Source organism: Streptomyces sp. NPDC054834, assembly GCF_053611185.1.
The window spans coordinates 107,768-131,353 of the sequence record NZ_JBSGZV010000003.1 but is presented as its reverse complement, the minus strand read 5'-3'; the positions used below and the strand labels follow the sequence as shown (position 1 = coordinate 131,353).

Sequence of the window (23,586 nt, the reverse complement as noted above, 5' to 3'; positions counted from 1 at the left end):
CCCGGGTCACGGCGCCTGTTCGGTGGGCAGTTCCAGCCGGAGCTCGTACCCGCCGTCGGCGGTGGGGCCGCTGGTGACGGTTCCGCCGAGCAGGGCGGCGCGCTGCCGCAGGCCCACCAGGCCGTAGTGCGAACTGGGCAGGGGGACGGGCGGCCGGACCGGTGCGGTGTTGCTGACGGTGACACGCACGGTGTCGCCCTCGTGGGAGGCGTGCACGGTCGCGCTGGCGCCGGGCGCGTGTTTGCGGACGTTGGTCAGCGCCTCCTGAACGGTGCGGTAGACAGCGCGCTGGAGCGCCGGCGAGAGGCCGCCGGGCAGGTCCGCTTTCAGGTCGGTGTCGATGCCACTGGCGTCGATCAGCCGCCGCAGGTCGCTGAGCGAGGGTTGCGGAGTCAGTTCCGCGGGGCGGCCTTGCGAGTCGCGCAGGACGTTGACCATGTGCCGCAGCTCGTCCAGCGTCTGCACGCTCAGCCGCCGGATGGTGGCCGCGGCCTCCTTGGCGTCGGCGTCCCGCGTGCCGACCTGGAGCGCTCCCGCCCGCACCGCGATCAGACTGACCTGGTGGGAGACCACATCATGCATCTCCCGCGCGAGCTGTGCGCGTTCCTTGGCCAGGACGGCCTGCTCGGTCAGCCGTCGCTCGTGGTCACGCGCCCGGGAGATCTCGGCGAGCCGCAGCGACAGGTCACGCCGGGCCTGGACGAGCTGACCGAGGAAGACGGGAGCCGCAGCTGTGGCCGCGGTATAGCCCAGGGTGATCAGCGCCGAGGTTTTCCACAGATCGAGGCGCAGCGACGGCGAGGCGGTCGCCATGTCGCTGAGCGTCAACGCCAGGGCACAGAGGGCCAGCACAATCCGGCGCCGGGTGATCGTGGCGAGTGTGTACAGGGCCACCAGGGCAGCGAAGATCGCGTCCGAGAGCAGGACAGCGGGCATGGTGAGTACGAAGGTGAGCCGCGGCAGGCGCCGGCGCACCACGAGCATGCAGGCGGCGAGCAGGGCGACGGCCATGCGCAGTGAGTCGCCGGGATCGACGTTGACCCACACGTCGAGCAGTGCTGCCCCGATCAGCGCGGCATCCTGGAGTGCGTCGGCGAGTCGGCGGGACGTCATCCCGGTTCCAGGTCCCGTGGTGGCGTCAGGAGTCCGGCCCGTTCGGCCAGCAGGGCGGCCTGGACGCGGCTGCTGACCTCCAGCTTGCCGAGGACGGCACTCACGTGGTCCTTGACCGTGCCTGTGCTCAGGTGCATACGGACGGCGATGTCGGAGTTGGACAGTCCCTCGGCGATGAGGACCAGCACGGCGCGCTCGCGGTCGGTCAGCCGGTCCAGGCTGCGGGCGGCACGTTCCGGAGAGCCGGCCTGGAGGTAGCGGTCCACGACCGACCGGGTGACCTTGGACGACAGTACGCAGCCACCGTCGGCCAGGGCGCGCACGAGAAACGGCAGCTCCTCCGGATCGGTGTCCTTGAGCAGGAAGCCCGCCGCGCCCGAGCGCAGGGCCGTGACGACGTACTCGTCCATGTCGAACGTCGTGAGCATGGCCACCACCGGGGGCGGCTCAAGCCGGAGCAGACCGGACAGGACGGTGAGCCCGTCGACGTCCGGCATGCGGATGTCCAGCAGTACGACGTCCGGACCCATCGCCTGCGCCGTCCGGACCGCCTCGCCGCCGGAAACCGCCGCCACGACCTCGATGTCGTCCGCGGCGTCCAGGATGCGCTGGAAGCCCGTACGGATCAGGGCCTCGTCGTCGACCACCAGAACCCGGATCACGCGTGCTCCACTCATCATCGGATCACTCTCCGATTCGTACCACGCCGGCCGGCGCCCCGCAGTCTCCCGCGCCCGCACCGCCCAGGCGGCGGGGGTGCCGCCCGCCGGTCGACGGGGACGTTTCCGGACCCCTGCCGGATGGTCGTGGCCCCGGGAGCAGGCGAATCCTTGAGAACAGGAGCACAACGGAGCACACGGTGGGCCATGGAGGAGGGCAGTCGCATGACGATCCGCCTGACGCTTGTATGCGGGCACACCACGAACGGGACCGCGGACACGGTCTTCGGTCACGGAGCTCTCCGTGACGACGACCTGCACGAGGCAGGTGCTGTCCTGTCGGCGACTCCTCTCCGCACGCCGACCGTGCGGTCGCCCTCCAGGTGCTGCGCGCTGACCTCGGCAGTCCTTGGACTGGAGACCACAGTGGATCCGGCGCTGCGCGACATCGACTACGGGACGTGGCGCGGCCGCACGATGGCCGAAGTCGCCGCTGCGGACCCGCACGGCCTCAGCGCCTGGCTCACGGACCCGGATGCCGCGCCACACGGCGGCGAATCCCTACGTCAACTCTGCCACCGGGCCGCGCACTGGCTCAACAGCCTGCCCTACCAGACGGGCGGCGCCGTGGCCGTCGCCGAGCCAGCCGTCGTCAAGGCCCTGCTCGTCCATGCCCTGTCCGCGCCGGCACGGGCCTTCTGGCGGATCGAGGCACCGCCCCTGTACATCGTCTCGCTCATGCGGCGCGAGGACGGCTGGAGCGTCCGCCCGGTCGACGGCTCCTTTCCGAGCGAGGTTGTCCTGCACCCCTCCCATCGCCACGCCGACCGCTCCCGGCGCCTGGTCGGCCCTCAGGGTTCGCACCGCGCGCATGACGGTGCTGAGCAGTGGCTGGTCAGGGTGCCGCCTGCCAGGCGTTGACGACGCGGATGCCTGGAGGCCGGCCACCCCCCTCAGTCGTCGGAGTCGGGCTTGCCTTCCGCCGCCGCGTACGCCTGTGACGGGGTCATGGGGACGCCGTTCAGCGAGACGGTCTTGTAGGGGCTGACCTTGGCGCAGGTCTTGGCCTGGTCGGCGGTCTGGGCGTGGGCGCCTCCGACGGCGGCCTTGGTGTCGGCGGGCGCGGGCGTGGAGGTGCCGCCCGGGAAGCTCGCGCCGCTGGGCCAGTCGCCGCCGATCACCAGGGTCAGGCCGGTGCCGATCCCCTCCTTGAGGTGCGAGGCCGACAGCCCCAGTGCCTTGGCCACGGTCTTGCCCTCGGCCTCTTGTCCGGAGCCGTACGTGAGTGTGGTCGTGGCAGAAGGGTTCGGGGCGTTGGCCGTGGTCGTGCCGGAGCTGAAGCCCTGGCCGGTGAGCGCGCCGGCGATGACGGAGGCGCGGCCGGTGATGGTCGTACCGTTCTCGACCGTCACGGCGATCTGGGAGGCGGGCACGGCCGAGGCGGTGGCCGTCGCTCTGGCGGTCGCGGAGGCCGCCGCGGACTTCTTGCCCGAGCCGGTCGTCAGGGACTGGTCGTCGGCGATGGAGGCGAAGAGGGTCTTGGCGCCCGCGCCGACCACCACACGGTCGTCGTTGGTCGGGTCGGGGGCGGTCTGCATGGTGGTGAAGGTCATCCGCTTGGTGGGGACCTTGTTCACGTCGGCGGCGAGCGAGATCAGCTTTTTGACGCTGCCGAGGCCGTCGTCCACGGTCAGCGCCTTGGTGGCGGCGTCGGCGAGGCCGTAGACGGCGGTGGGGTCGGTGAGCGTGCCCGCGCTCTTGAACTTGCGGATCATCGCGCTCAGGAAGATGTGCTGGGAGATGGTACGGCCGAGGTCGCTGCCGTCGCCGAAGCCGTGCCGGGAGCGCACGAACTCCAGCGCAGCGACGCCCTTGAGGGTGTGGCTGCCCTTGGACAGCTTCAGGTGCGAGTAGGTGTCGTAGACGTCGGCACTGACGCACACGGAGACACCGCCGACCGCGTCGGACATCTTCACCACACCGGAGAAGTCCAGCTTGACGAAGTGGTCGATGGGGATGCCGGTGAGCTGGTGCACGGTGGCCACCTGACAGGCCGGGCCGTACTGGAGCGCGCTGTTGATCTGCCCGTAGTAGCCGGTCGTGGACTGGCCGTTCTCGCTGTCCTTGCAGGCCGGGACCTTGGTCATGGTGTCCCGAGGGATGCTCATCACCGTGGCGTTGGAGCGGTCGGCGGATATGTGCACCACCATCTCAACGTCAGCGTTGCTGCCGGTCTGCACGCCGGTCTTCGAGCAGCCGCCGCCGAGCTTGCAGTCGGTCTTGCTGGTCCGGCCGTCCGAGCCCATGACGAGGATGTTGATCGGAGTGCGGCCGAAGGCGTCCGCCTTCTCGGTCCCGCCCTTTCCGTCGAGCGAGACGCTGTTGATGTTGCCGTTCAGGTGCTCGTAGAACCACCATCCGGCGCCGGCGGTGACCAGGACCAGGACGGACAGGCAGATCGCCATGATCTTCAGCACGCGCCTGCCGCGCCGCACCGGACGACTCCGGTGTCCGGACCGGGCACCGCCGCGCGAGCGGGAGGCCGCCCGGGTCGCGGCCCGGCCGCCCGGCAGGGGCACACCGCCGTCCTGGCTCATACGCGGTCCGGGCACCTGGGCGGTGCGGCTGCGCGCGGCCTGGCCGCCCGAGCCGTCCCACGGGTCGCTCATCTCCCACTCCCATGAACGGTCGGGCCCTTCAGGCCGGGCCGTGGGTGTGCGGCCGACGTGAGCGGCGATACAGGCAGGTGAAGCGGGGCTCCACTTGGATTGCGTAGTTGCGCAATCTAACAAACCCATTGCCGGATCAGCGTAAATCTTGAGGCGATTCACAGGTGAGGGACCTCGTGGAGGCCGGCAGACGGCCCTCGGCCGCACATGTGCCCACAGAATGTAGTTGTCCGGTCACCACGAACGGCACAGCGTGGGTGGCATCACAGCTTGGCGCCGAAGTCCTGTGTCCACCACGGGCCGCCCGAACCCTTGTGGACGCCCACGCCGATGTCCTTGAACGAGCAGTTGAGGATGTTGGCGCGGTGGCCGGGGCTGTTCATCCAGGAGTCCATCACCGCCTGCGGAGTCTGCTGACCCTGGGCGATGTTCTCGCCGTACGTGGACCAGCGGTAGCCCGAGGCGGTGATGCGCTGCCCGGGGTCGGCACCGTCGGGGTTGGTGTGGTCGAAGAAGTTGCGGGCGGCCATGTCATCGGAGTGGCGCTGCGCGGCGTCCTCCAGTTGCGGGTCCTCCGTGAGCGGACCGCACCCGGCGGCCGAACGTTCCTTGTTGACCAGCGTGACCACCTGCGCCACGGTGCCCGACGAGGCCACCTGAGTCGGCGGTGTACTGGACGGACGCGGCGTCGGCCGGGCGGATCGTTCGGGGGTCGGGGTGCTCTTCCTGGTGGGCCCGGGCGTCTTGGAAGCGGTCGTCTTCCTCGATTTGGACGCGCTCGGCGACGGCGATGGCGACGCCGGCGGCGAGGTCTCGACGGCACGGGTTGCCGAGAGGTCGACGACGGGATCGCCGGTGGCCCGCGCGGAGGTCGTAGCGTCGGGCCCGGTCCCGGAGTCCGTGCCGAAGTACCAGAGGCCGCCCCCTGCCACGCAGGCCGCCACGACGGCGCCGCCTACGGCCCTGCGCCGGATGCGCCGGCGTCGTCGGGCCGCGCCGCGGGAGGCCGTGCGACCGGACGGGGCGCGGGACCCGGCCCGAGGGTCCGGTCCGGTACGGCTCTGGACCGCGTCGAGGTGCGACGCCGAGCCGACCGGAGCCATTCCGCCGGAGGCGGATCCCAGCTTCCCGAGCAACGCTGCCGACGCCGGGACCAGCGCCAGTCCGGCCAGCAGTCCCTCCGCGGGCATCAAGCCGCTCCACAGGCCGGAACAGCTCACGCAGTCACGGGCGTGCCGGGCTATTCGCTTGCGCCACAACGCCGAGGGACGGCCGTCCCAGGAGGCCAGCACACCACTCAGTTCCGTGCACGGCGGCTGCGCGTCGAGCGCCCGCACCACCACACGGGCCGCCTCCAACTGCGCCTTCATCCGCTGCACCCGGACCGCCGTGTGCTGAGGCGACAGCTCCAGGGCAGCGGCCACCTCGGTCCGGGTCAGCTCGCCGGCGCACTCCAGCCACCACAGAGACAGCAGTCCCCGGTCGTCCGGCTCCAGCCAGCGCGTGGCGCGCGCGGTCTCCTGACGCTGGCCGGACAACTGGAGCCGCACCATGGTCAGGTCCACGAAGTCGGCACCCGGATCCGCGAGGTCCACGGCGTCCTCCACGGCGTCCGGCGCGCTCTGCCAGCCCTGCCAGTGCGCCCGGACCTGGTTCATGGCGATGGCCACGAGCCAGGAGCGAAAGCTTTCCGCAGTACGCAGACCCCCCAGCGCGTCGAGGGCACGGAGCATGGTCTCCTGCACCACGTCATCGACATCGACCGAGCCGTTGAGGGCCCGGCCCACGATGTTGTAGACGAGCGGGAGGTACGCGCTGACCAGTGCGTCCTGAGCCTCTGGATCGCCGGCTCGGGCAGCGTTCACCAGCCCCGCCGGGTCCCCCGCGTGCTGCGTACTCATCAAAAGCTCCCCTGTCCTCGACGCCGAACGATGGTGTCCGATGACTGGGAGATCCCGCGGCGGGACGCGGATAACAGTTCTTCGGAAACCTGTTCCACGAGAGGTTCGCCACTCCGGCGCGGCGTGCGCAATGGAGGACGTCACACGGAGGTCTCTCGGCGGACTCACGGACATCCGGCTCAGGGGGACCGCCGCGGCTGTCGGGGAGCCCTCGCCGCCCGGTTCGCCACCGACGCCTGCCTGTTGGCCACCGCGGGCTCGCGCCCCCGTGGAGTGACCTACCGGACGATGCGGGCGGCCGCCCCGTCTCCGGGGTCCCCGTACTTCGCGATCAGTTGCTCGTCGCTCATGCGGTCCACGTCGTCACTCCGTTCGACGGGAAAGATCACGTGGGTGCCCTTGTCCGTCCAGTACTCGACGATGCGGTGTGTGGTGGTGGCCCGACTCATCCTGTGCTTCCTTCCTGCGGGTGGGGTTCAGGGTGCGTCGGTGCAGGTCGGAGGGTCAAGAGGAATTTGGGCTTCCGTTTCAGTTCTTGGAAGCGTAGATTCCGCGTACCTCGCGACGGCGCCCTTGAGGCGTCGGCCCGCCGGTCCCGGGACGGCGGGCCACGCGGGGGCCAATTCCTATGAGCGGCGATGTAATCCAGATCACGCTGGAGTACGTCCGACTTCCTTGTCACATGTGCGCGTTCGGCGGTGTCTTCATGGCGAACGGCCACACAGGCACACGTACAAGGAGAACACCGTGACGCTTCGCGTTCCGAAGGCCGAGCTCGCCCCCGAGCTCCGCGAAAGCATGATCAAGCTGTTCGGGGCCGTGCCCGAGCCCACCGAGGTGCTGTGGAACAACCCCGAACTCGCCAAGGCCAACCAGGAGTTCTCGGCCAAGGTGGGCACGTGGGACGCGGCCGACGCGAGTCTCAAGACCTTCGCGCACATGGCCGTCGCGGCACAGGTCGGCTGTAGCTGGTGCCTCGACGTCAACTACTTCCACGCGCTGAACCAGAACCTGGACCTGGCCAAGGCGAGCCAGGTGCCGCGCTGGCGGCAGTCGGAGGTGTTCACGCCGCTGGAGCGTGACGTCCTCGAGTACGCCGAAGCCATGACCAGCACACCGCCGGCCGTCACCGACGAGCTGTCCGCGAGCCTGCTCGACCGGCTCGGCCCGGCGGCGCTGGTCGAACTCACCGTGTTCATCGGCTTCGCCAACATGGCGACCAGGTGCAACACGGCGCACGGGATCACATCGCAGGGCTACTCCGACGCCTGCGAGATTCCGCTGGCCGCGCGTGATGAGACGTCCGGCGTGGCGTCGACGGCATGACCGAGGACCCGTTCGTCGCCCATCGCAGCCTGCTGTTCACGGTCGCCTACGAGATGCTCGGCTCGGCCACCGACGCGGAGGACGTGCTCCAGGAGTCCTGGCTGCGCTGGGCCGACGTCGACCACTCGCAGGTGCGGGAACCGCGGGCGTACCTCGTCCGAACCGTCACGCGGCAAGCCCTCAACCGGCTGCGGACCATGTCGCGCAGCCGCGAGGAGTACGTCGGCCCGTGGCTGCCGGAGCCGCTGCTGACCAGCCCCGACGTCGCCGAAGACGTCGAGCTGGCGGAGAACGTCTCGATCGCGATGCTGACCGTCCTCGAAACGCTCGGGCCGACCGAACGCGCGGTGTTCGTGCTCCGCGAGGTCTTCGAGCTGCCGTACGGCGAGATCGCCGAGGCCACGGGCAAAACCGCGGCCACGGTGCGGCAGATCGCACGGCGGGCCCGCGAGCACGTGGCGGCCCGGCGGCCCCGGGTGCCCGTGAGCCGGTCGGAGCAGCAGGCCGTGGTGGAGCGGTTCCTGGACGCGCTGCGCACCGGCCGGTTGCAGGAACTGCTGGACGTCATGGCACCGGACGTGGTCCTGATCGCCGACGGCGGTGGGCTCGCGGACGCCGCTCAGGCTCCGATCCACGGCGCCCAACTCGTGGCGAAGCTGCTCGCCCGCCCGGACCGCGTGGTGTCGGCCGCGTGGCTCAACGGCGCGCCCGCGGCCCGGATCGAGATCGACGGCCGGCTGGCGGCGGTGAGCCTTGTGGTGGAGAACGGGAAGATCACCCGGATCCACGCGATGGCGAATCCGCGGAAGCTGACGCGGCTCGATGAACCGGCCGAACTGACCAGGTAGGCCCGCTGCCGCTCCGGCGTCGTGTGTGTTCCGGGTGCTTCGAGACACCCGGAACACACACGTTTCGCCGCCCGGCTCAGCGGGCGAGCAGGTCCCTCAGCGCCTTGGCGACATTCTCGGGCGCCTCCTCCGCCATGAAGTGGCCGTAACCGACGGTGCTGTGCCGGAGGTCGAGGGCCCACGGCCCCCACAGAGCGGCGGCATCGAAGCCGAGGACCGCACCCCAGTCCTGCTGGAGGACGCTGACCGGCATCCGCAGCCGGTTCCCGGCGGCCCGGTCGGCCCGGTCGTGCTCGATGTCGATCCCGGCCGACGCGCGGTAGTCGGCCACGATCGAGGGCACCGCCGCGCGGCACGCCTCGAGGTAGGCGGCGCGTACGTCGGCCGGTACGGCCCGCTGGCCGGACGTCCAGATGTCGAGGAAATGACCGAAGAAGGCGTCCGGGGCGGAGCCGATCAGCTGCTCCGGCAGACCGGGCGGCTGCGCCATCAGGAACAGATGGAAACCCACGGCGGCGGTGACGCCGTGCATCGCCTCCCACATGTCCAGGGTCGGCAGCACATCGAGGCAGGCAAGGTGCGTGACCGTGTCGGGGTGGTCGAGCGCAGCACGGAAGGCCACCAGGGCACCGCGGTCGTGCCCGGCCAGGGCGAAGCGCTCATGCCCGAGGGCGCGGGCCAGGGCGACGACGTCGGCGGCCATGGTGCGCTTGGCGTACACGGCGCCGTCGGTCTCCGCGGGCTTGTCGCTGGCTCCGTAGCCGCGCAGGTCGGGACAGATCACGGTGTGGTCGGCGGCGAGGTCGGCGGCCACGTGCCGCCACATGAGGTGGGTCTGCGGGAAGCCGTGCAGCAGCACGACGGGCGTGCCCGAGCCGCCGACGGCCACGTTCAGGGACACCCCGTCGGCGACGGGGACGTACTGCTGGTCGAAGCCGGCAATGACAGGTGTGGTCACGGCTCCGCTCCTCTCGGTGCATACGGTGGGGTGGGTTCCTCGATCCTGCGGGGGACGGATGAGCATTGGATGAGCGACGCCGGTCAGCCCCGGACCAGGGCGGCCTGGCGGCGGAGGGCGGTGGAAGGGATGCGGCTCGCCATAGGTGTGCTCGGATCCGTGGCGGCCTGGGACGGAGACGGGAACCCCATCGCCCTGAAGGGGCCCAGGCACCGCTCGGTGCTGGCCCGGCTGGTCGTCGCCCGGGGGCGGGTCGTGCCGGTCTCCCGGCTCGTCGAGGACCTGTGGACGGAGCCGCCCGCCGACGCCGTGGGCGCGGTGCGTACGTTCGTCGCCGCGCTGCGCCGCGCCCTGGAACCGGATCGCCCGCCCCGGACCCCGGCCCGGCTGCTGGTCACCGAAGGGCCCGGCTACGCGCTGCGCGTACCCGCCGACGCCGTGGACGCCTGGCGGTTCGAGCAGGCGGTCGCGGCCGTCGCGACGTTGCCGCCCAAGGAGGTGGACGCACGGCTGGAGGAGGCGCTCGGCTGGTGGCGAGGGCCCGCCTACGCCGAGTTCGCCGATCAGACGTGGGCCCGGGCCGACAGCCGCCGGCTGGCCGAGCTGCGGCTGCACGCCGTCGAGCGCCGTGCGGAGGCCCTGCTGGCCCTCGGCCTGGCCGACCGGGCGGCGGCGGACCTGGACGCCCACACCTCCCGGCACCCCTGGCGGGAGAACGCCTGGCGCCTGCTGGCGCTGGCCCTGTACCGCACCGGCCGCCAGGCCGACGCGCTGGCCGTGCTGCGCCGGGCCCGCGCACTGCTGGCCGAGCAGCTGGGGATCGACCCGGGCCCGGCACTGCGCGCCCTGGAGGCCGACATCCTCCAGCAGGCGGCCCACCTCGACCACGCCTCCGGTCCCGGTCCGACGGCGGAGCGGGTGTGGGAGCGGGCTGCCGCCGCCTACGACCGCACGGTGGCCCCCGGCGCCCGGGCCCGGCTGGAGTCCACGGTGGGCCTGCTGCGCGGCCTCGCCCTGACCGGCGGGAGCGGTCTGCTGGCCGCCCGCGAACACCGGGTCGAGGCCGTCACGGCGGCCGAGGAACTGGGGGACGCGGAACTGACCGCGCGCGTGATCGGTGCCTACGACGTCCCCGCGGTCTGGACCCGCCTGGACGACCCGGAACAGGCGGCGCGAGTCGTCGCGGCCGCCGAGCGCACACTCGTCGCCCTGCCCGCCGAGGGCCACGAGGCCGCCAAGGCCCGGCTGCTGGCCACGATCGCCCTGGAGTCGCGGGGCACCCGGCGGATGCGCGGCCCCCAAGCGGCCCGCCAGGCAGAGGAGTTGGCCCGCGGCCTGGACGACCCGGCGCTGCTGGTGTTCGCCCTCGACGCCGCCTTCATGCAGTGCTTCCACCGCGCCGGACTGGCCCCGCGCCGGGACGAGATCGGCGCGGAACTGGTGGACGTCTCCGCCCGGCACGGCCTGGCCGCGTTCGAGGTCCTCGGCCACCTCGTCCGCCTTCAGGCCCACAGCGCCCTCGGTGACTTCGCCGGGGCCGACCGCCACGCGACCGCCGCGGACCGCCTCGCCGCACGTCATGAACGGCCGCTGGTGCGCGTGTTCACCGGGTGGTACGCCGCCCTCCGGCTCGACGCGGCCGGCCGGGCGCCGGTGGGGGAGGTGGAGGCGGCCTACCGGGGCGCGGCCTCCCTGCTGGACGATGCGGGGATGCCGGGCCTCTCGGAGGGCCTGCTGCCGCTCGCGCTGCTGTGCCTGAGACTGCGGCGTGCCCTGCCCCTCGGGTTCGGTGTGGAGACCTTCACGGACGACACCGATCGGGGACCGTACGCTCCCTGGGTCCGCCCCCTGCTCCTGATCGAGCAAGGCCGCCGGTCCGAGGCCGCCGAAGCCTTGCGCGTCGTCCCCGACCCGCCCCGTGACCTGTTGCAGGAGGCCCTGTGGTGCCTCACAGCCCGGGCGGCGCTGGCCCTCGACGACCGGCAGACCATGGAACGCGCCCGCACGGCCCTCGCCCCGGCGGCGGGCGAACTGGCCGGCGCGGGCAGCGGCCTGCTCACCCTCGGCCCGGTCTCGGCCCATCTCGACGACTTGCAGGAGAGAATGGTGACACCATGCGGCCGACACCGCTCAAAGGGGGAGTGCCTTGGCCAAGGTCACCATCAGCCTTGACAGCGATCTGGCGATCGAAGTGATGCTGCTGGCCGGTACGCAAAGTCCGCAGGACGCGGTCGAGTTGATCGTCCGTGACTACCTGGCCAGAGGCCGGCGTACCGAGGCTCGTACCGCCGACGCCGCCGACGGGGATCGTCTCGCCGACCGGCGGACGGGGGCGGAGGAGGGCTGAACCGTCAGGGATCGTCGGACCGGTAGGCTGCCCGGATGACAGGTCCCTTCACAGGCCACAGCGATTCTCGCCCCGTCATCGCCCTGTCCGGGGTGAGCGTTCACCGTCGTACGACGGGCCAGGAGGTGATCCTGGACGCGGTCGACTGGACCGTACATGAGGGACAGCACTGGGCGCTGCTCGGGCCGAACGGGGCTGGGAAGACCACCATGCTGCGTCTCGCCGGAGCCTCGATCCATCCCACGAGGGGAACCGTGGACGTGCTCGGGCACCGCCTCGGCCGGGTGGACGTACGGGAGTTGCGTGCCCGCATCGGCTTCGTCAACGCGGCGCAGAAGGTGCCTCTGGACGCCGGCGCGGGCACGGTGGTCCTCACCGGCGTGACCGGCACGGTGCAGCCGCTGTGGCGGATGTACGACACCGCTGCCCGGGAACGCGCCCAGGAGCTCCTGGCCGAACTGGACTGCAAGGAACTCGCCGGGCGCGCCTACGGTGACTGCTCGGGTGGGCAGCGCGCCAGGATCCTCATCGCACGTGCCCTGATGTCCGACCCGTCGTTGCTGCTTCTCGACGAGCCGTTCAACGCCCTCGACCTTCCCTCGCGGGAGGACCTGGTGGACGCGCTGCACCGCCTTGCGACCAGCCGGCCGGGACTGTCCACGGTGACCGTCACCCATCACCCGGAGGAACTGCCGCCCTCCACCTCGCACGCCTTCCTGCTGCGGGAAGGCCGTGAACTGGTCTCGGGTCCCGTGGAGTCGGTGCTGACCTCGGAGAACTTCACCGCCTGCTTCGGGCGGCCCATCCGGGTCGAATCGCATGACGGCCGTTGGTACGCCAGGTCGACGGCCGTGCCTCGGTAGGGTGCTCGCATGGCTGAGAGCTGGAACTCTGCCGATGCCGGGACCATACGGTTCCCTTCAGGCGTGCTCGTGCGTGGCCGGGGACTGCGTCATCCCCTGCCCGCGGGACCCACGCCGTCCTTCGCGGTCCATCTGCTCGGCAAGCAGCCCCCACTCACCGACTGGGAAGCCCGATGGCTGCCGTGGCCCGACTTCCGGCTTCCCAAGGACCGCCGGCAAGCACGGAACGTGTTGAAGGAGGCGTTGACCCGGGCGACGAACGAACGCGTCGAGATCGCCTGCGGAGGCGGGCGCGGACGGACAGGTACGGCGCTGGCGTGCATGGCCGTCCTTGACGGAGTCCCGGCCGACGAAGCCGTCGCGTTCGTCCGCCGGCACTACCACCCTCGTGCTGTGGAGACACCCTGGCAGCGACGCTTCGTGCTGCGCTTCGGCAAGCCAGAAGACGCAGAAAAGGCATGAGCGACGGTACGGACGACGCCGAGAGCCGTCTGGCCAGGATCGAGCGGCTGTTGGAGACCGGCGAGCGCGATCTGATTCCGGCGTGGCGCCGGGCCACGCGGGGTGAGCCGCGCTGGGCGGTGACCGCTGTGATCCTGGTGGCGGTCACCCTCCAGATGATGCTGCCGCACCGGCTCACCCTCCAGCCGTACTGGGCGCTGCCGGTACTCGAGTTGGCGCTGCTGGCCGGTCTGGTCGCGGCGAACCCCCGCCGGGTCGAGCCCCGGACCTCCTGGCTGCGATGGCTGGGCCTGGCCCTGATCTGCGTGATCAGCCTGGCCAACGGCTGGGCGGCGGCCCGGCTGGTGGCCGGTCTGGTGAACGGCACCGAGGGGAGCGACGCCGGGCCGCTGCTGCTGACCGGAGGCGGGATCTGGCTGACCAATGTCATCGTGTTCGCCCTGTGGTACTGGGAGTGGGACCGGGGCGGGCCGAGGGCAAGGGCCCTGGGGAACCGCCAGTTCGCCGACTTCCTCTTCGTGCAGATGCAGAGCCCGGAGCTGGCGCCCCCGGACTGGGAGCCGGCGTTCCTGGACTACCTGTACCTGTCGTTCACCAACTCCACCGCCTTCAGCCCGACCGACGTGATGCCCCTGTCGCGCTGGGCCAAGATGCTGATGATGCTTCAGTCGACGGTCTCCCTGGTCACGGTGGTCCTGGTGGTCGCCCGTGCCGTGAACATCCTGCACTGACAGCACGCGCTCGAGGGCCGTGCCCGTGCGGCCCTCGAGCAGCTCGGATCCGGACGGCACACGAGCGTCGCCGGGACGCTCAGCCGTTCCGGTAGCCGCTGACGTGCAGCAGCCGGAAGCCTTGTCCGACGAGGTCGTTGAAGGTCTGCTGGTACTGGTCCGCCGTCAGTCCGTGGCGGGCCTGGAAGGCCGGTCCTGGGCGTTGTTCGAAGATCGCGGTGAACCGGTCGCCGCCACCGGCGCTCAGGTAGCCGTTGACGTCCACCGGGCGGAAGCCTTGTCCGACGAGGTCGTTGAAGGTCTGCTGGTACTGGTCCGCGGTCAGTCCGTGGCGGGCTTGCAGGGGCGGTCCCGGGCGTTGTTCGAAGATCGCCGCGAACAGGTCGACGCCGCCGTTGGAGTAACCGCTGACGCGTATCGGCCGGAAGCCTTGTCCGACGAGGTCGTTGAAGGTCTGCTGGTACTGGTCCGCGGTCAGTCCGTGGCGGGCCTGGAAGGCCGGTCCTGGGCGTTGTTCGAAGATCGCGGTGAACCGCTCACCCCCGGCGGCGCTCAGGTAGCCGTTGACGTCCACCGGGCGGAAGCCTTGTCCGACGAGGTCGTTGAAGGTCTGCTGGTACTGGTCCGCGGTCAGTCCGTGGCGGGCTTGCAGGGGCGGTCCCGGGCGTTGTTCGAAGATCGCCGCGAACAGGTCGACGCCGCCGCTGGAGTAACCGCTGACCTGCACGGGCCGGAAGCCCTGACCGACGAGGACGTTGAATCTCTGCTGGTACTGCCCGGAAGTCAGACCATGCATCGCGTGGAACGAGGGTCCCGGGGACAGCTCCCAGATCGCGGCGAAGCGCTGCATGTCGATCGCCTCGAGCACATCCGCGACCGTGGCGACGCCGGTGGAGCGTTCCTCATCGCTGATTTCACGCAGGTCGTCGCGTACCTCGAAGATCACGTTTGAGGCGTCGCCGCCGTCCTCGGTGTGCAGCACCGTGGAACCGAGCTCGGTCTCCACCACGGCCGCAGGAGCGGCGCCCAGGTCCGGCGAGCCCGGAGCGGCGGAGGAGTCGCCCCAGCGCACGCGTACCTCACCCGCGGGCGCACCGTCCGGATCCTCCAACCGGTAGATGACCTGCCCCCCGGCACCGATCGCAAGTTCGTCGGCCCGGAACTCCCACTCCCCCCTGTCGCTGATGAGTTCCGGCGGACTCGCGGTCCACTCACCGCGATCGAGGCGCATCGCGGTACGCCTGAGCTTCAGATCCCGGCGGTCGGACCCCCTTGCCAGAGTGGCGTGATTGTTGAGCGTTACATGGGTCGATCTGGTGGTCATCGCGCTTTCCTTCCGGAAAGTTGTCCGAAAAGGCCCGGCATTTCCACGCTACGCGCCGGTGCCCGCCTGTGCTCGGCAGTGCGAAGCGTGCTTGCTTGCACACGTGGCGCAGTACCTTGCGCTGCCGCCCGTCCGCGGCCGTCTCCCGGACGTCGTTCGCCCGATGGGGTCGATGGAACCGCCAAGTGGCCGATGCCCTTGATGGGTTGGTCCCGAAGCCTGTCATCGTGGCTGCTGCGGACCTCCGATGATCAGGGAGAGGCATGGCGTCGAGAGGCACAGGGAACGGCGAGGACTGCGGCGACGGCCGCTACGGCAAGGAACTGTTCGATCCGGAACACCCCCGGGAGGCCGAGCGGATCGACGCCGCCGCGCAGGTCTACGATTCCGTCACCACGCCCCGTCTGCGGGCACTGGGCGCGGGGCCGGGCAGGCGCTGCCTGGAAGTTGGGGCCGGGACCGGAACACTGGCGCGCTGGCTGCTGGAAGAGGCACGCGTCGACGAGGTGGTCGCCCTGGACCGGGACACCAGCGCCCTGGCCGCCCTCGCGGGCCCCCGGCTGAAAGTGGTCACCGCCGATATCACCGACGAGAGCCTGCGGCCCGGCGGCTTCGACCTGATCCATGCCAGATTCGTCCTCATGCACCTGCCCGAACGTCGCCGCCTCATCTCGCGGCTGGCGCACTGGCTGAACCCGGGAGGCTGGCTGGTGCTGGGCGATGCCGTGGAAGTGCCGAATGCCCTGGACACCTCGTCCGCCTACCGGCGGACCATGGACGCCATGTGGCAGGCGCTGAAGTCGACGATCGGAACGGACATCTCGTCCGTCCCGGCGTACCCGCACTTCCTGAGAGAGGAAGGCCTGCGGAGTGTGGCCGCGGAACTGGTCTGCCCACCACTGGTCGTGGGCGACCCCCTGGCTCGTTTCTGGTCCGAGACCTGGGGCCGGATGCGGCCGGCACTGGTGAACACCGGCCGGGTGGACACCGCCGTCATCGATGAGGCGATGGCATACCTCGCCTCACCCGGGCTCGCGGAACTCGCGCCGGGCATGATGATGGCCTGGGGGCAACGCCGCTGATGCGACGTCAGCCCGTCGGCGGGGATCGTACGTTCGGGTTGAATTGCCTGTTCGAGGGCCCGTCGTGCACTCCTCCTGAGTCTCTCTCCACTCAGAGTGTGATCATGAAGACTCCTCGTATGCACTGTCTGCGGCGATCCGTGGCGCACTCGGCCACTGCCGCCGTCATCAGCCTTGCCGCGGCCCTGACCTCGGCCGCACCCGCCGCGGCCGACAGCCCCGCACCGCCTGAGGGCACCGCACGTCATGAGACGTGCGAGGTGTCGGTCAAGCAGACGCAGGGGCGGCTCGAAGAACTCCTCTTGGTCGTTCTGCCTGGGAACATGGGAGCCATGAAGCAGGTGGGCCAGTGCGCTTCCCGGCCTGACGGTCAGTCTGAAGGCGGGCGCTCGGGGTTCGACAAGGGCCAAAAGACAGAGACCGACCACGCGATGTCGGACGGCGTCCGGTCTGACGAGCCGGCCCAAGAGCGCTGAGCCGTAGCTGTCCGGCACTGGAAGACGAAAGGCATGGTGCAGGCCCGGACCCGTCGCTCTGGGTCTGCACCTCACTTTTGTCAGTCCAGGTCGTGGCCGGCCTCCTCGATGGCCTGGGCGAGTTGCCGTACCGCGGGGTCCTCGGTGGCGCGGGCCAGGGCCGTGGCGTGGCGGTGGAGGGTCTCGAGGCCCGGGGCGCCCGGCAGGGTGGTGCGGTCGGAGTCCGTTGAGCGCAGGGCGTCGGCGAAGTAGGCGGCGACGGCGGCGACTTGGAAGCGGGGGCCGGTGGTCCAGACGGATGTGCGCAGGGCGCCGGTCTCCAGTTCTCCGGTGGCCTCGTGCGGTGCTCGCGTGCCGGGGTCGAGCCAGCGGACGGTGGCGGTGGCGAGGTGACCGTCGCGTCCGGGCCGGGTACGCACGGCGTAGAGGGCGGTGACGGTGTGGCCGGGGCCGACCTCGCCGCCGTCCACGTGGTCGTCGCGGAAGTCGTCGTCGGCGACCCGACGGTCGTCGTAGCCGACGAGGCGGAACTCGGCGACCGTCGCGGGGTCGAAGGCCACCTGGGCCTTGGCGTCGCGGGCGGTCAGCTCGATGTTCTGCGGGAGTTGCTCGACGAACACCTTCCGCGCGTCATCGGTGTCCGACACATAGACCGTGTGTCCGTCGCCCTTGTCGGCGAGGCGTTCCATGAGGGCGTCGCCGTAGTCGCTGCCGACACCGACGCCGAAGAGGGTGATGCCGTGTTCGCGGCGGGCCGTCGCGATGCGCTCGAGGATGGAATCGGGGTCGGTGTCCCCGTCGTTGGCGAGGGCGTCGGAGATGAGGACGACGCGGTTGGTGGCGCCTTCGCGCAGGCCCTCGACCGCCGTGGCGTATCCGGTCTCGACGCCCGCGCCGAGGTCGGTGGAGGACTGCGCCTCAAGGCCGTCGATCGCGTCGTGGACCTCCCCGCGGTGTCCGCCGAGCCGAGTCATCGGCAGGACGGTCTCCGCCTTCTCGCTGAAGGTGACGAGCGCGACCGAGTCGTCGTCGCGCAGCCGGTCCGTCATCGTGTCCAGGGACTTCCTGGCCAGGTCGAGGCGGCCCGGCTCGTCCATGGAGCCGGAGACGTCCACGACGAAGGTGAGGGCGGCGGGCGGGCGTTCGCCCTCCGGGTCCGCTTCCCGGGTGGCGAGGCCGACCCGGATCAGTGACCAGTTCGCCTTGTCCGTGCGGGCCCCGTCGACGGTCACCGAGAAACCGTTGCCGTCGGGGCGGCGGTAGTCCTGGCGGAAGCTGTTGACGAACTCCTCGGGCCGGACCGTGGACGGCGCGGGCCGGCGCCCCTCGTCGAGCAGCCGGCGCGCGTAGCCGTAGGAGGCGGTGTCCACGTCCAGGGCGAAGGTGGAGAGACGGTCGGACGGGGAGTCCGAGTCGGCCGTCGCGCCCTGCCGCCCGCCGGAGCCCTGGCTCTGCCCGGGGGCGGGGGCCCGCAGGGCCCCGTGGTTCGGGCCGTCGACGCTGGAATCGGCGTCACCCGCGCTGCACCCGGTGAGCAGCAGGCCCCCCGCCGCCGTCAGCGCGAGCAGCGCGCCGCGCAGCCGCTTCATCCGGAACTGCTCCATTTTGTTCGCCCCCTGTGCCGGTCGACGCCGTCTCCTGTGACGGTGACTGTGACTGTGACTGTGACGCCGCGTGCGGTCGGAACGTGCGCCCCGGAGCGTTGCGGAAGGATCTCGATGCGGGCACAGAAGGGGACAGCCGGTCCCTCAGCCATGCTGTGCCCGCGCCGGCGGAAATTCCCTTGGTGAGTGCGGCGGGCCACGGCAAGATGATCGCGCGTCACCAACCAACGAGGGGAACGGTGGATGCGGCGGAACCGGCTCGGGAAGAGCAAGGTGCGGGTCACGGAGCTGGGCTTCGGTGGCGGTCCGCTCGGCGGACTCTTCGCGCCACTGGACGACGAGACCGCTGCGGGAGCGCTTGAAGCGGCCTGGGACAGCGGGATCCGCTACTTCGACACCTCTCCGCATTACGGCATCGGGCATTCCGAGCGCCGCACGGGTGCTCTGGTCCGCGGCAAGCCCCGCGAGGAGGTGACGCTGTCGACGAAGGTCGGCAGACTGCTGGTCCCGCAGGACCCGGCGGGCCGGATGGACGAGAGCTTCGCGGTGCCCGCCACGCACCGCCGCGTGTGGGACTTCACACGCGACGGTGTCCTGCGCAGCGTGGAGGACTCGCTCGAGCGGATGGGCGTCGACCGTATCGACGTGCTGTTCCTGCACGACGCGGAGGAGCGTTTCGAGGACGCGTTGCGTGAGGGCTGTCCGGCCCTCGCCGAACTGCGCGCCCAAGGGGTGGTGGGCGCGATCGGCGCGGGGATGTACCACCCCGGCAAGCTGACCCGGCTGGTCGAGGAGTCGGATGTCGATGTGGTGATGCTCTCCGGCCGCTACACACTTCTGGACCAGAGCGCTCTGGACGAACTGCTGCCCGCGTGCACGGACCGGGGCGTCTCGGTCCTCGCCGCGTCGATCTTCAACTCCGGTCTGCTCGCCACGGCCCGGCCCGCCGAAGGCGCCACCTTCGACTACGCGCCCGCGGAACCGCGGATGCTGGAGCGCGCGCATCGCATGGCCGATGTCTGCGAGGCACACGGCGTGACGCTCCCGGAGCTGGCGATGGCCTTTCCGCTCCGCCACCCGGCCGTCGCGGGAATCGTCGTCGGCATGCGTACCGCGGACGAAGTGCGGCGCAACGTGGCGGCGTTCGGCGTGAAGATCCCGGCGCAGATCTGGGACGACCTGCGAAGCGAGGGTCTCCTGGACGAGCGGGCACCGGTGCACGAGTAAAGCCCCCCGCCCCGCCCCGAATCCCCGTGCCATGTACAGCTATTGCAAAGAGCAAGAAAAGTACCGTATAGACATCATCAACTCTGCGTAGTTGCATGAACGCATAGCGTGACGGTGTCCGACGCTTGCAGAAGCGGAACGCGGGCCCCGACGGTCTTGGCCGTCGGGGCCCGCGTGATTTGCCGACGGCAGAGGGAGTGAGCACAGTGGGACGGCGCGGTGCCCGACGGGAAGCGGAACGAGCGGCGGCGCTGGCCGCCGATCAACCGCTGCGAGCGGGAAGCAAGCTGCGACGGACCGAGACCACACCTGATCTGCGGGCGGTCTTCCGCACCGATCAGGGCGTCAACGACGCTCCCTACCGGGAGCGTTGGGCCCACGACAAGGTCGTCCGCTCCACCCACGGCGTGAACTGCACCGGCTCGTGCTCGTGGAAGGTGTACGTCAAGGACGGCTTGATCACCTGGGAGACCCAGGAGACCGACTACCCCTCGACGGGCCCCGACCGGCCCGGGTACGAACCGCGCGGCTGCCCGCGCGGCGCGTCCTTCTCCTGGTACACCTACTCGCCGACGCGCGTGCGCCACCCGCACGCGCGAGGCGTCCTCCTGGAGATGTACCGCGAGCCCCGCGCACGGCCCGGCGATCCCGTGGCGGCGTGCGGGCGCCGACCCCGGGGCGCGGGGCAGTCTGCGCGGCCGGGTCAATCTGCTCAACTGGAACGGGCTCGGCCGGCCGCGAGGGCTGTTCCCCGAACGGAAGGCCGAGCCGCCCCGATGAACCAGCACCGCGCCGTCCACCAGGCGGCCTCCCTGCTCCTGCACTACCCCGACCAGCGCTGGCCGGCCCACCGCGCCCAGGTGCTGGAGTCGATCGACGGGCTGTCCGGCCCGGCGACGCAATTCCTGCTGCGGTTCTGCCGCCGCACCGCCGACATCCCGCTGCTCGAACTGGCGGCCCAGTACGTCACCACCTTCGACCGCAGCCGCCGCCGCACCCTGCACCTGACCCACTACACGGACGGCGACACCCGGCGCCGGGGCGCCTCGCTCGCCGCGCTCAAGGCCCGCTACCGGCAGTACGGCTGGGAGCCGTCCGACGGTGAACTGCCCGACCACCTCCCCGCCGTCCTGGAGTTCGCGGCGCGCTGCCCGGCCGCCGGCCATGCCGTGCTGCACGACCACCGCGGCGCCCTCGCCCTGCTCGCCGCCGGCCTCGCCGCCCAGGGCAGCCCCTATCTCGACGTGATCCGCGCCGTCCGGGCCACCCTCGACCAAGGAGTACGCCACTGATGACGCACCTGCGCATCGCGCTGTGAGGCGTACTGCGCCACCTCTGCCTGGCCGTGCCGGTCGCCGGCACCGCCTGGCGCTACCGCTACGACCGCTTCGGCTTCACCACCCGCTCCAGCCGGCTCCGCGAGTCCCGGCTGGTGAGCATCGGCGGCCCGCTGTTCCACCACGCGCTGTTCCTCGTCATCGGCGGCCACGTCATGGGCCTGCTCGTCCCCGAAGCACTCACCCGGCGCCTGAGGATCAGCGAGGAGCAGTACCACGCCGCGGCCCTGACCATGGGAGGCACGGCAGGGATCGCGGCCGTCGCAGGCCTCGCCCTCCTGCTGTACCGCCGGCTGCGCGTACCCGCCGTACGCCGCGCGACCAGCCGCAGCGACCGGGCCACCTCCCCGCTGCTCGTCCTCGTCCTGCTCGCCGGCCTCACCGCCACCGCCTCCTCGGTGACCAACCCCTACGACTACCGGCTCGGCGTCGCCGTCCGGTTGCGCAGCCTGTTCACCCTCGACCCCGACGTCACCGCCATGGCGCACGCCCCGCTCGTCCACCAGTGCCATGCTCTGCTGGCCCTGGCCCTCTTCGCCCTGTGGCCGTTCAGCCGCCTCGTCCACGCGTTCGCGCCGCCGCTCGCCTACGCGGTCCGGCCCTACCTCGTCTACCGCTCCCGCGGCCGGGGAGCATCCGGCCAGGTGCGGGGATAGGGCACACGCATCGACTCCGCCCGGACCGGTGTGTGTTCCGCGGTGGCGTGCAGGCGCCCCGCACGCAGAACGACGGCGCCGCTGCGCAGCATCGTGGCGGTCAGTTCGGAGGCGAGCGTCTCGGGTGTGCGGTCCAGGAGCCGTGCGGCGTCGGTCAGCCAGGCCCGCGCGTGCAGGTACGGCTCGACCTCACCGGCCGGGATCCCGCCGCGGATCATCAGGGCGAAGGCGAAGATGCGCCGCGCGCCGTACCAGACCGCACCGTCCGGGTCGTCGACGAGGCGCCGGGCACGGCGCAGCGCAGTGGCGAAGGCCGCGCCGGGGTCGGCGGGCACCGGCCCGTGCGAGGGAAGGATCACCCGGGCGCCGAGGCCGGCGATCCGCTCCAGCGAGTCGAGCGCGGTGGCCGCCGCACCGGGCCCGTCGAGGGCGAGGTTGACCCAGCCGATGTCGTAGTCCGACAGAGCGTCGCCGGACACCAGCAGTCGCTCCTCCGGCTGCCACAGCGCCAGATGCCCGGGAGTGTGGCCAGGGGTGCGGACGACCTCCCAGTCGGCGTCCCCGAGCCGGAGGACCTGTCCGTCGTCGAGCGGTATGTCGACCGAGTAGGGGGCGACCGGCTGGTCGAGGTATTCGGCCGCGCAGCAGCCGGGGTCCCGGCGGGCGATCGCCTCCGCTTCCGGGGTTCCGGCGGCGACGGCGGCGCCGTTCGCCTGGAGGAGGGCGTTGCCGCCCACGTGGTCGGAGTGCCAGTGGGTGTTCACGACGAGGCCGACGTCCCCGGCGTGCGCGCGGGCCCAGGCGGCGGTCTCCTCCGCGTGGGCGACGAACCCGCTGTCGACCAGGGCCGGCTGCCGGCCGTGCAGCAGGAGCAGGTTGGCATCGGGGAAGGGCCTTCGCCGCCAGGTCACCCAGGACGGCAACGGCGGCTGGGGGCTCACTGCTCGGGCCTGTTCACGCGGATCAGTGTCTGCTGCCCGTTGGCGGCGAGCTGCCGCCGGCCGTCCTGGACGCCGAACACCTCCAACTGGCATACCGTCAGGGTGCGACCGGCCTTCAGGACGGTTCCGACCGCCTCGATGTGGTCGCCGACGGCGGGCGCCAGAAGGTTGATCTTGTACTCGACGGTGAGAACGTCGGTGTCCTCGGGGAACAGGGTGTAGGCGGCGTACCCGCCGGCGCTGTCCGCGATGGCGCTGGTGGCTCCGGCACGGATGGGCTTCTGCACCTCGGGGCTCGCCTGTTCCTGCTGCGCTTGGTCTTCCATGTGCCCTCCTCTGCTACGGACATCATGGAGATGCCAGGGGCGCGGTCTGCCACGGCGTCCCGGAGGCGCCGCCCGGTGTGCGGGTCCGCCCAGGACGCCGTGACGTCCTCGCCCGAACGGAGTGCTCAGAGCGATGGAGCGAGCAGAGCGCCCAGCAGTCGGCGCAGGCTCCGCAGCGGTGCTTGGGTGACCAGGCCGATCACCAGGGCGGCGACCGTGCCGGCTCCCGCCAGCAGGCGCAGTACGTCGGGGACGGTCATCCCGGCGACCGTTGCCAGAACGGAGCTCAGGCAGATGACGATCACGATCACCACTGCCTCGGAACCGCCCAGCCGTCGCGGGCTGGGGACACGGGGTTCGACGCAGGCGGCGGAAGAAGACTTCGACACGGGGGCCTCCCTGAGGGGTATAGACCCAGCGACCGAGGCCGCCGGGTTGCGGCTCCAACCAGGCAGTCGACATCATCTGATTCGCGGACGTGAAGACCCGGCGAGCCGCGATCCCTCGCTTCCTGAGCGCCTGACAGTTCACGGTTGCGGCGGCACCGTCCGGGCGTTTTGCATTTTAGTGCACATGTGAACGGATTTCGGTTACGCCGCGCCCAGGGGACCGGCCGAAAGCCCATCTTCACCGCAGTATCGTTACTTCACGCCGAACCGCCCGGTGCGCTCCCGTTGCTTCGGGCCGAGTTGGGCGGTCCGTTCGTAGAGGGGCCCTCCGGGTGTGTACCAGCCCG

Annotated in this window: 23 protein-coding genes and 2 pseudogenes; 14 read left to right on the top strand and 11 right to left on the bottom strand. The window is 71.1% G+C overall.

Going from position 1 to position 23,586, the window contains the following annotated elements; translation table 11 throughout:
* Window positions 1-6 precede the first annotated feature (6 nt).
* Together ACWGJM_RS05565 and ACWGJM_RS05560 are read right to left on the bottom strand one after the other, a co-directional pair.
* Window positions 7-1,113 carry a sensor histidine kinase gene (locus ACWGJM_RS05565; RefSeq protein ID WP_453410365.1) on the bottom strand — a complete coding sequence of 369 codons (1,107 nt, stop codon included), beginning with the start codon at window positions 1,111-1,113 and terminating at the stop codon, window positions 7-9.
* A complete protein-coding gene (locus tag ACWGJM_RS05560) occupies window positions 1,110-1,775 on the bottom strand; it encodes a response regulator (protein ID WP_453410364.1) in 666 nt (221 codons plus the stop codon). Before ACWGJM_RS05560 ends, ACWGJM_RS05565 begins: the two co-directional genes overlap by 4 nt.
* Window positions 1,776-1,997: 222 nt before the next feature.
* Between ACWGJM_RS05560 and ACWGJM_RS05555 the strand changes: the two genes are divergently transcribed.
* On the top strand, window positions 1,998-2,693 hold the full coding sequence (locus ACWGJM_RS05555) for a histidine phosphatase family protein (RefSeq protein WP_453410363.1): 696 nt from the start codon (window positions 1,998-2,000) through the stop codon (window positions 2,691-2,693).
* Window positions 2,694-2,725: 32 nt separating this feature from the next.
* Here ACWGJM_RS05555 and ACWGJM_RS05550 read toward each other — a convergent pair whose 3' ends face one another.
* The 3 genes from ACWGJM_RS05550 to ACWGJM_RS05540 form a co-directional block, all read right to left on the bottom strand.
* Window positions 2,726-4,441, bottom strand: a complete 1,716-nt coding sequence (locus tag ACWGJM_RS05550; RefSeq protein WP_453410362.1) for an LCP family protein — start codon at window positions 4,439-4,441, stop codon at window positions 2,726-2,728.
* Between the two features lie 263 nt (window positions 4,442-4,704).
* Complete coding sequence (locus ACWGJM_RS05545) at window positions 4,705-6,342, bottom strand: sigma-70 family RNA polymerase sigma factor (RefSeq protein ID WP_453410361.1); 1,638 nt, start codon at window positions 6,340-6,342, stop codon at window positions 4,705-4,707.
* A gap of 278 nt (window positions 6,343-6,620) precedes the next feature.
* Window positions 6,621-6,791, bottom strand: a complete 171-nt coding sequence (locus tag ACWGJM_RS05540) for a hypothetical protein (RefSeq protein WP_453410360.1) — start codon at window positions 6,789-6,791, stop codon at window positions 6,621-6,623.
* Between the two features lie 298 nt (window positions 6,792-7,089).
* Here ACWGJM_RS05540 and ACWGJM_RS05535 point away from each other — a divergent pair, with 298 nt between their 5' ends.
* Both ACWGJM_RS05535 and sigJ read left to right on the top strand, forming a co-directional pair.
* The gene (locus ACWGJM_RS05535; protein ID WP_453410359.1) at window positions 7,090-7,668 is read left to right on the top strand and encodes a carboxymuconolactone decarboxylase family protein; all 579 of its coding nucleotides are present in this window, start codon (window positions 7,090-7,092) and stop codon (window positions 7,666-7,668) included.
* Complete coding sequence (sigJ, locus tag ACWGJM_RS05530) at window positions 7,665-8,516, top strand: RNA polymerase sigma factor SigJ (RefSeq protein ID WP_453410358.1); 852 nt, start codon at window positions 7,665-7,667, stop codon at window positions 8,514-8,516. The genes ACWGJM_RS05535 and sigJ overlap by 4 nt, the downstream gene beginning before the upstream one ends.
* Window positions 8,517-8,592: 76 nt before the next feature.
* Here the strand turns inward: sigJ and ACWGJM_RS05525 are convergent, their stop codons facing one another.
* Window positions 8,593-9,474, bottom strand: a complete 882-nt coding sequence (locus ACWGJM_RS05525; protein ID WP_453410357.1) for an alpha/beta fold hydrolase — start codon at window positions 9,472-9,474, stop codon at window positions 8,593-8,595.
* A gap of 129 nt (window positions 9,475-9,603) precedes the next feature.
* On the opposite strand from ACWGJM_RS05525, the gene ACWGJM_RS05520 reads away from it, so the two are divergent.
* From ACWGJM_RS05520 to ACWGJM_RS05500, 5 genes are read left to right on the top strand one after another with little or no spacing between them, the layout of a single operon-like run.
* On the top strand, window positions 9,604-11,646 hold the full coding sequence (locus ACWGJM_RS05520; RefSeq protein ID WP_453410660.1) for a BTAD domain-containing putative transcriptional regulator: 2,043 nt from the start codon (window positions 9,604-9,606) through the stop codon (window positions 11,644-11,646).
* A complete protein-coding gene (locus ACWGJM_RS05515) occupies window positions 11,621-11,821 on the top strand; it encodes a hypothetical protein (protein ID WP_453410356.1) in 201 nt (66 codons plus the stop codon). Before ACWGJM_RS05520 ends, ACWGJM_RS05515 begins: the two co-directional genes overlap by 26 nt.
* 35 nt (window positions 11,822-11,856) lie before the next feature.
* On the top strand, window positions 11,857-12,684 hold the full coding sequence (locus ACWGJM_RS05510; protein ID WP_453410355.1) for an ABC transporter ATP-binding protein: 828 nt from the start codon (window positions 11,857-11,859) through the stop codon (window positions 12,682-12,684).
* A gap of 9 nt (window positions 12,685-12,693) precedes the next feature.
* Complete coding sequence (locus ACWGJM_RS05505) at window positions 12,694-13,146, top strand: protein-tyrosine phosphatase family protein (RefSeq protein ID WP_453410354.1); 453 nt, start codon at window positions 12,694-12,696, stop codon at window positions 13,144-13,146.
* Window positions 13,143-13,877: a hypothetical protein gene (locus tag ACWGJM_RS05500; RefSeq protein ID WP_453410353.1), complete on the top strand. Its 735-nt coding sequence runs from the start codon at window positions 13,143-13,145 to the stop codon at window positions 13,875-13,877. Before ACWGJM_RS05505 ends, ACWGJM_RS05500 begins: the two co-directional genes overlap by 4 nt.
* Before the next feature lie 79 nt (window positions 13,878-13,956).
* On the opposite strand, the gene ACWGJM_RS05495 is transcribed toward ACWGJM_RS05500, so the two are convergent.
* A complete protein-coding gene (locus ACWGJM_RS05495) occupies window positions 13,957-15,201 on the bottom strand; it encodes a hypothetical protein (protein WP_453410352.1) in 1,245 nt (414 codons plus the stop codon).
* 263 nt (window positions 15,202-15,464) lie between these two features.
* Between ACWGJM_RS05495 and ACWGJM_RS05490 the strand changes: the two genes are divergently transcribed.
* Entirely contained in the window at window positions 15,465-16,283 is an 819-nt protein-coding gene (locus ACWGJM_RS05490) for a class I SAM-dependent methyltransferase (RefSeq protein ID WP_453410351.1), read from the top strand.
* Between the two features lie 104 nt (window positions 16,284-16,387).
* Window positions 16,388-16,759, top strand: a complete 372-nt coding sequence (locus tag ACWGJM_RS05485; RefSeq protein WP_453410659.1) for a hypothetical protein — start codon at window positions 16,388-16,390, stop codon at window positions 16,757-16,759.
* An 80-nt stretch (window positions 16,760-16,839) separates the two neighbouring features.
* Here the strand turns inward: ACWGJM_RS05485 and ACWGJM_RS05480 are convergent, their stop codons facing one another.
* A complete protein-coding gene (locus ACWGJM_RS05480) occupies window positions 16,840-18,363 on the bottom strand; it encodes a YfbK domain-containing protein (RefSeq protein WP_453410350.1) in 1,524 nt (507 codons plus the stop codon).
* Window positions 18,364-18,606: 243 nt separating this feature from the next.
* Between ACWGJM_RS05480 and ACWGJM_RS05475 the strand changes: the two genes are divergently transcribed.
* The 4 genes and pseudogenes from ACWGJM_RS05475 (at window position 18,607) to narI (ending at window position 21,583) form a co-directional block, all read left to right on the top strand.
* Window positions 18,607-19,590 carry an aldo/keto reductase gene (locus ACWGJM_RS05475; RefSeq protein WP_453410349.1) on the top strand — a complete coding sequence of 328 codons (984 nt, stop codon included), beginning with the start codon at window positions 18,607-18,609 and terminating at the stop codon, window positions 19,588-19,590.
* 251 nt (window positions 19,591-19,841) lie between these two features.
* Window positions 19,842-20,249, top strand: a pseudogene (locus tag ACWGJM_RS05470) (nitrate reductase subunit alpha); the annotation flags it as partial.
* A 117-nt stretch (window positions 20,250-20,366) separates the two neighbouring features.
* A complete protein-coding gene (gene narJ, locus ACWGJM_RS05465; RefSeq protein ID WP_453410658.1) occupies window positions 20,367-20,882 on the top strand; it encodes a nitrate reductase molybdenum cofactor assembly chaperone in 516 nt (171 codons plus the stop codon).
* Window positions 20,883-20,914: 32 nt separating this feature from the next.
* A complete protein-coding gene (gene narI / locus ACWGJM_RS05460) occupies window positions 20,915-21,583 on the top strand; it encodes a respiratory nitrate reductase subunit gamma (protein WP_453410657.1) in 669 nt (222 codons plus the stop codon).
* Here the strand turns inward: narI and ACWGJM_RS05455 are convergent.
* From ACWGJM_RS05455 to ACWGJM_RS05445, 3 genes and pseudogenes are all read right to left on the bottom strand, one after another.
* Entirely contained in the window at window positions 21,538-22,524 is a 987-nt protein-coding gene (locus ACWGJM_RS05455) for an MBL fold metallo-hydrolase (RefSeq protein ID WP_453410348.1), read from the bottom strand. The two genes, narI and ACWGJM_RS05455, sit on opposite strands and share 46 nt — an antisense overlap.
* Window positions 22,521-22,817, bottom strand: a pseudogene (locus ACWGJM_RS05450) (PaaI family thioesterase); the annotation flags it as partial. The pseudogene ACWGJM_RS05450 and the gene ACWGJM_RS05455, both read right to left, overlap by 4 nt.
* 158 nt (window positions 22,818-22,975) lie before the next feature.
* The gene (locus ACWGJM_RS05445; protein WP_361438895.1) at window positions 22,976-23,239 is read right to left on the bottom strand and encodes a hypothetical protein; all 264 of its coding nucleotides are present in this window, start codon (window positions 23,237-23,239) and stop codon (window positions 22,976-22,978) included.
* Window positions 23,240-23,586 lie beyond the last annotated feature (347 nt).

Bases quoted from the DNA above. Each gene is read 5' to 3' on its own strand.
- ACWGJM_RS05565 (WP_453410365.1), bottom strand. From the start codon at position 1,113: ATGACGTCCCGCCGACTCGCCGACGCACTCCAGGATGCCGCGCTGATC.
- ACWGJM_RS05555 (WP_453410363.1), top strand. From the start codon at position 1,998: ATGACGATCCGCCTGACGCTTGTATGCGGGCACACCACGAACGGGACC.
- ACWGJM_RS05550 (WP_453410362.1), bottom strand. From the start codon at position 4,441: ATGAGCGACCCGTGGGACGGCTCGGGCGGCCAGGCCGCGCGCAGCCGC.
- ACWGJM_RS05545 (WP_453410361.1), bottom strand. From the start codon at position 6,342: ATGAGTACGCAGCACGCGGGGGACCCGGCGGGGCTGGTGAACGCTGCC.
- ACWGJM_RS05540 (WP_453410360.1), bottom strand. From the start codon at position 6,791: ATGAGTCGGGCCACCACCACACACCGCATCGTCGAGTACTGGACGGAC.
- sigJ (WP_453410358.1), top strand. From the start codon at position 7,665: ATGACCGAGGACCCGTTCGTCGCCCATCGCAGCCTGCTGTTCACGGTC.
- ACWGJM_RS05520 (WP_453410660.1), top strand. From the start codon at position 9,604: ATGCGGCTCGCCATAGGTGTGCTCGGATCCGTGGCGGCCTGGGACGGA.
- ACWGJM_RS05510 (WP_453410355.1), top strand. From the start codon at position 11,857: ATGACAGGTCCCTTCACAGGCCACAGCGATTCTCGCCCCGTCATCGCC.
- ACWGJM_RS05505 (WP_453410354.1), top strand. From the start codon at position 12,694: ATGGCTGAGAGCTGGAACTCTGCCGATGCCGGGACCATACGGTTCCCT.
- ACWGJM_RS05500 (WP_453410353.1), top strand. From the start codon at position 13,143: ATGAGCGACGGTACGGACGACGCCGAGAGCCGTCTGGCCAGGATCGAG.
- ACWGJM_RS05495 (WP_453410352.1), bottom strand. From the start codon at position 15,201: ATGACCACCAGATCGACCCATGTAACGCTCAACAATCACGCCACTCTG.
- ACWGJM_RS05490 (WP_453410351.1), top strand. From the start codon at position 15,465: ATGGCGTCGAGAGGCACAGGGAACGGCGAGGACTGCGGCGACGGCCGC.
- ACWGJM_RS05485 (WP_453410659.1), top strand. From the start codon at position 16,388: ATGAAGACTCCTCGTATGCACTGTCTGCGGCGATCCGTGGCGCACTCG.
- ACWGJM_RS05480 (WP_453410350.1), bottom strand. From the start codon at position 18,363: ATGGAGCAGTTCCGGATGAAGCGGCTGCGCGGCGCGCTGCTCGCGCTG.
- ACWGJM_RS05475 (WP_453410349.1), top strand. From the start codon at position 18,607: ATGCGGCGGAACCGGCTCGGGAAGAGCAAGGTGCGGGTCACGGAGCTG.
- narJ (WP_453410658.1), top strand. From the start codon at position 20,367: ATGAACCAGCACCGCGCCGTCCACCAGGCGGCCTCCCTGCTCCTGCAC.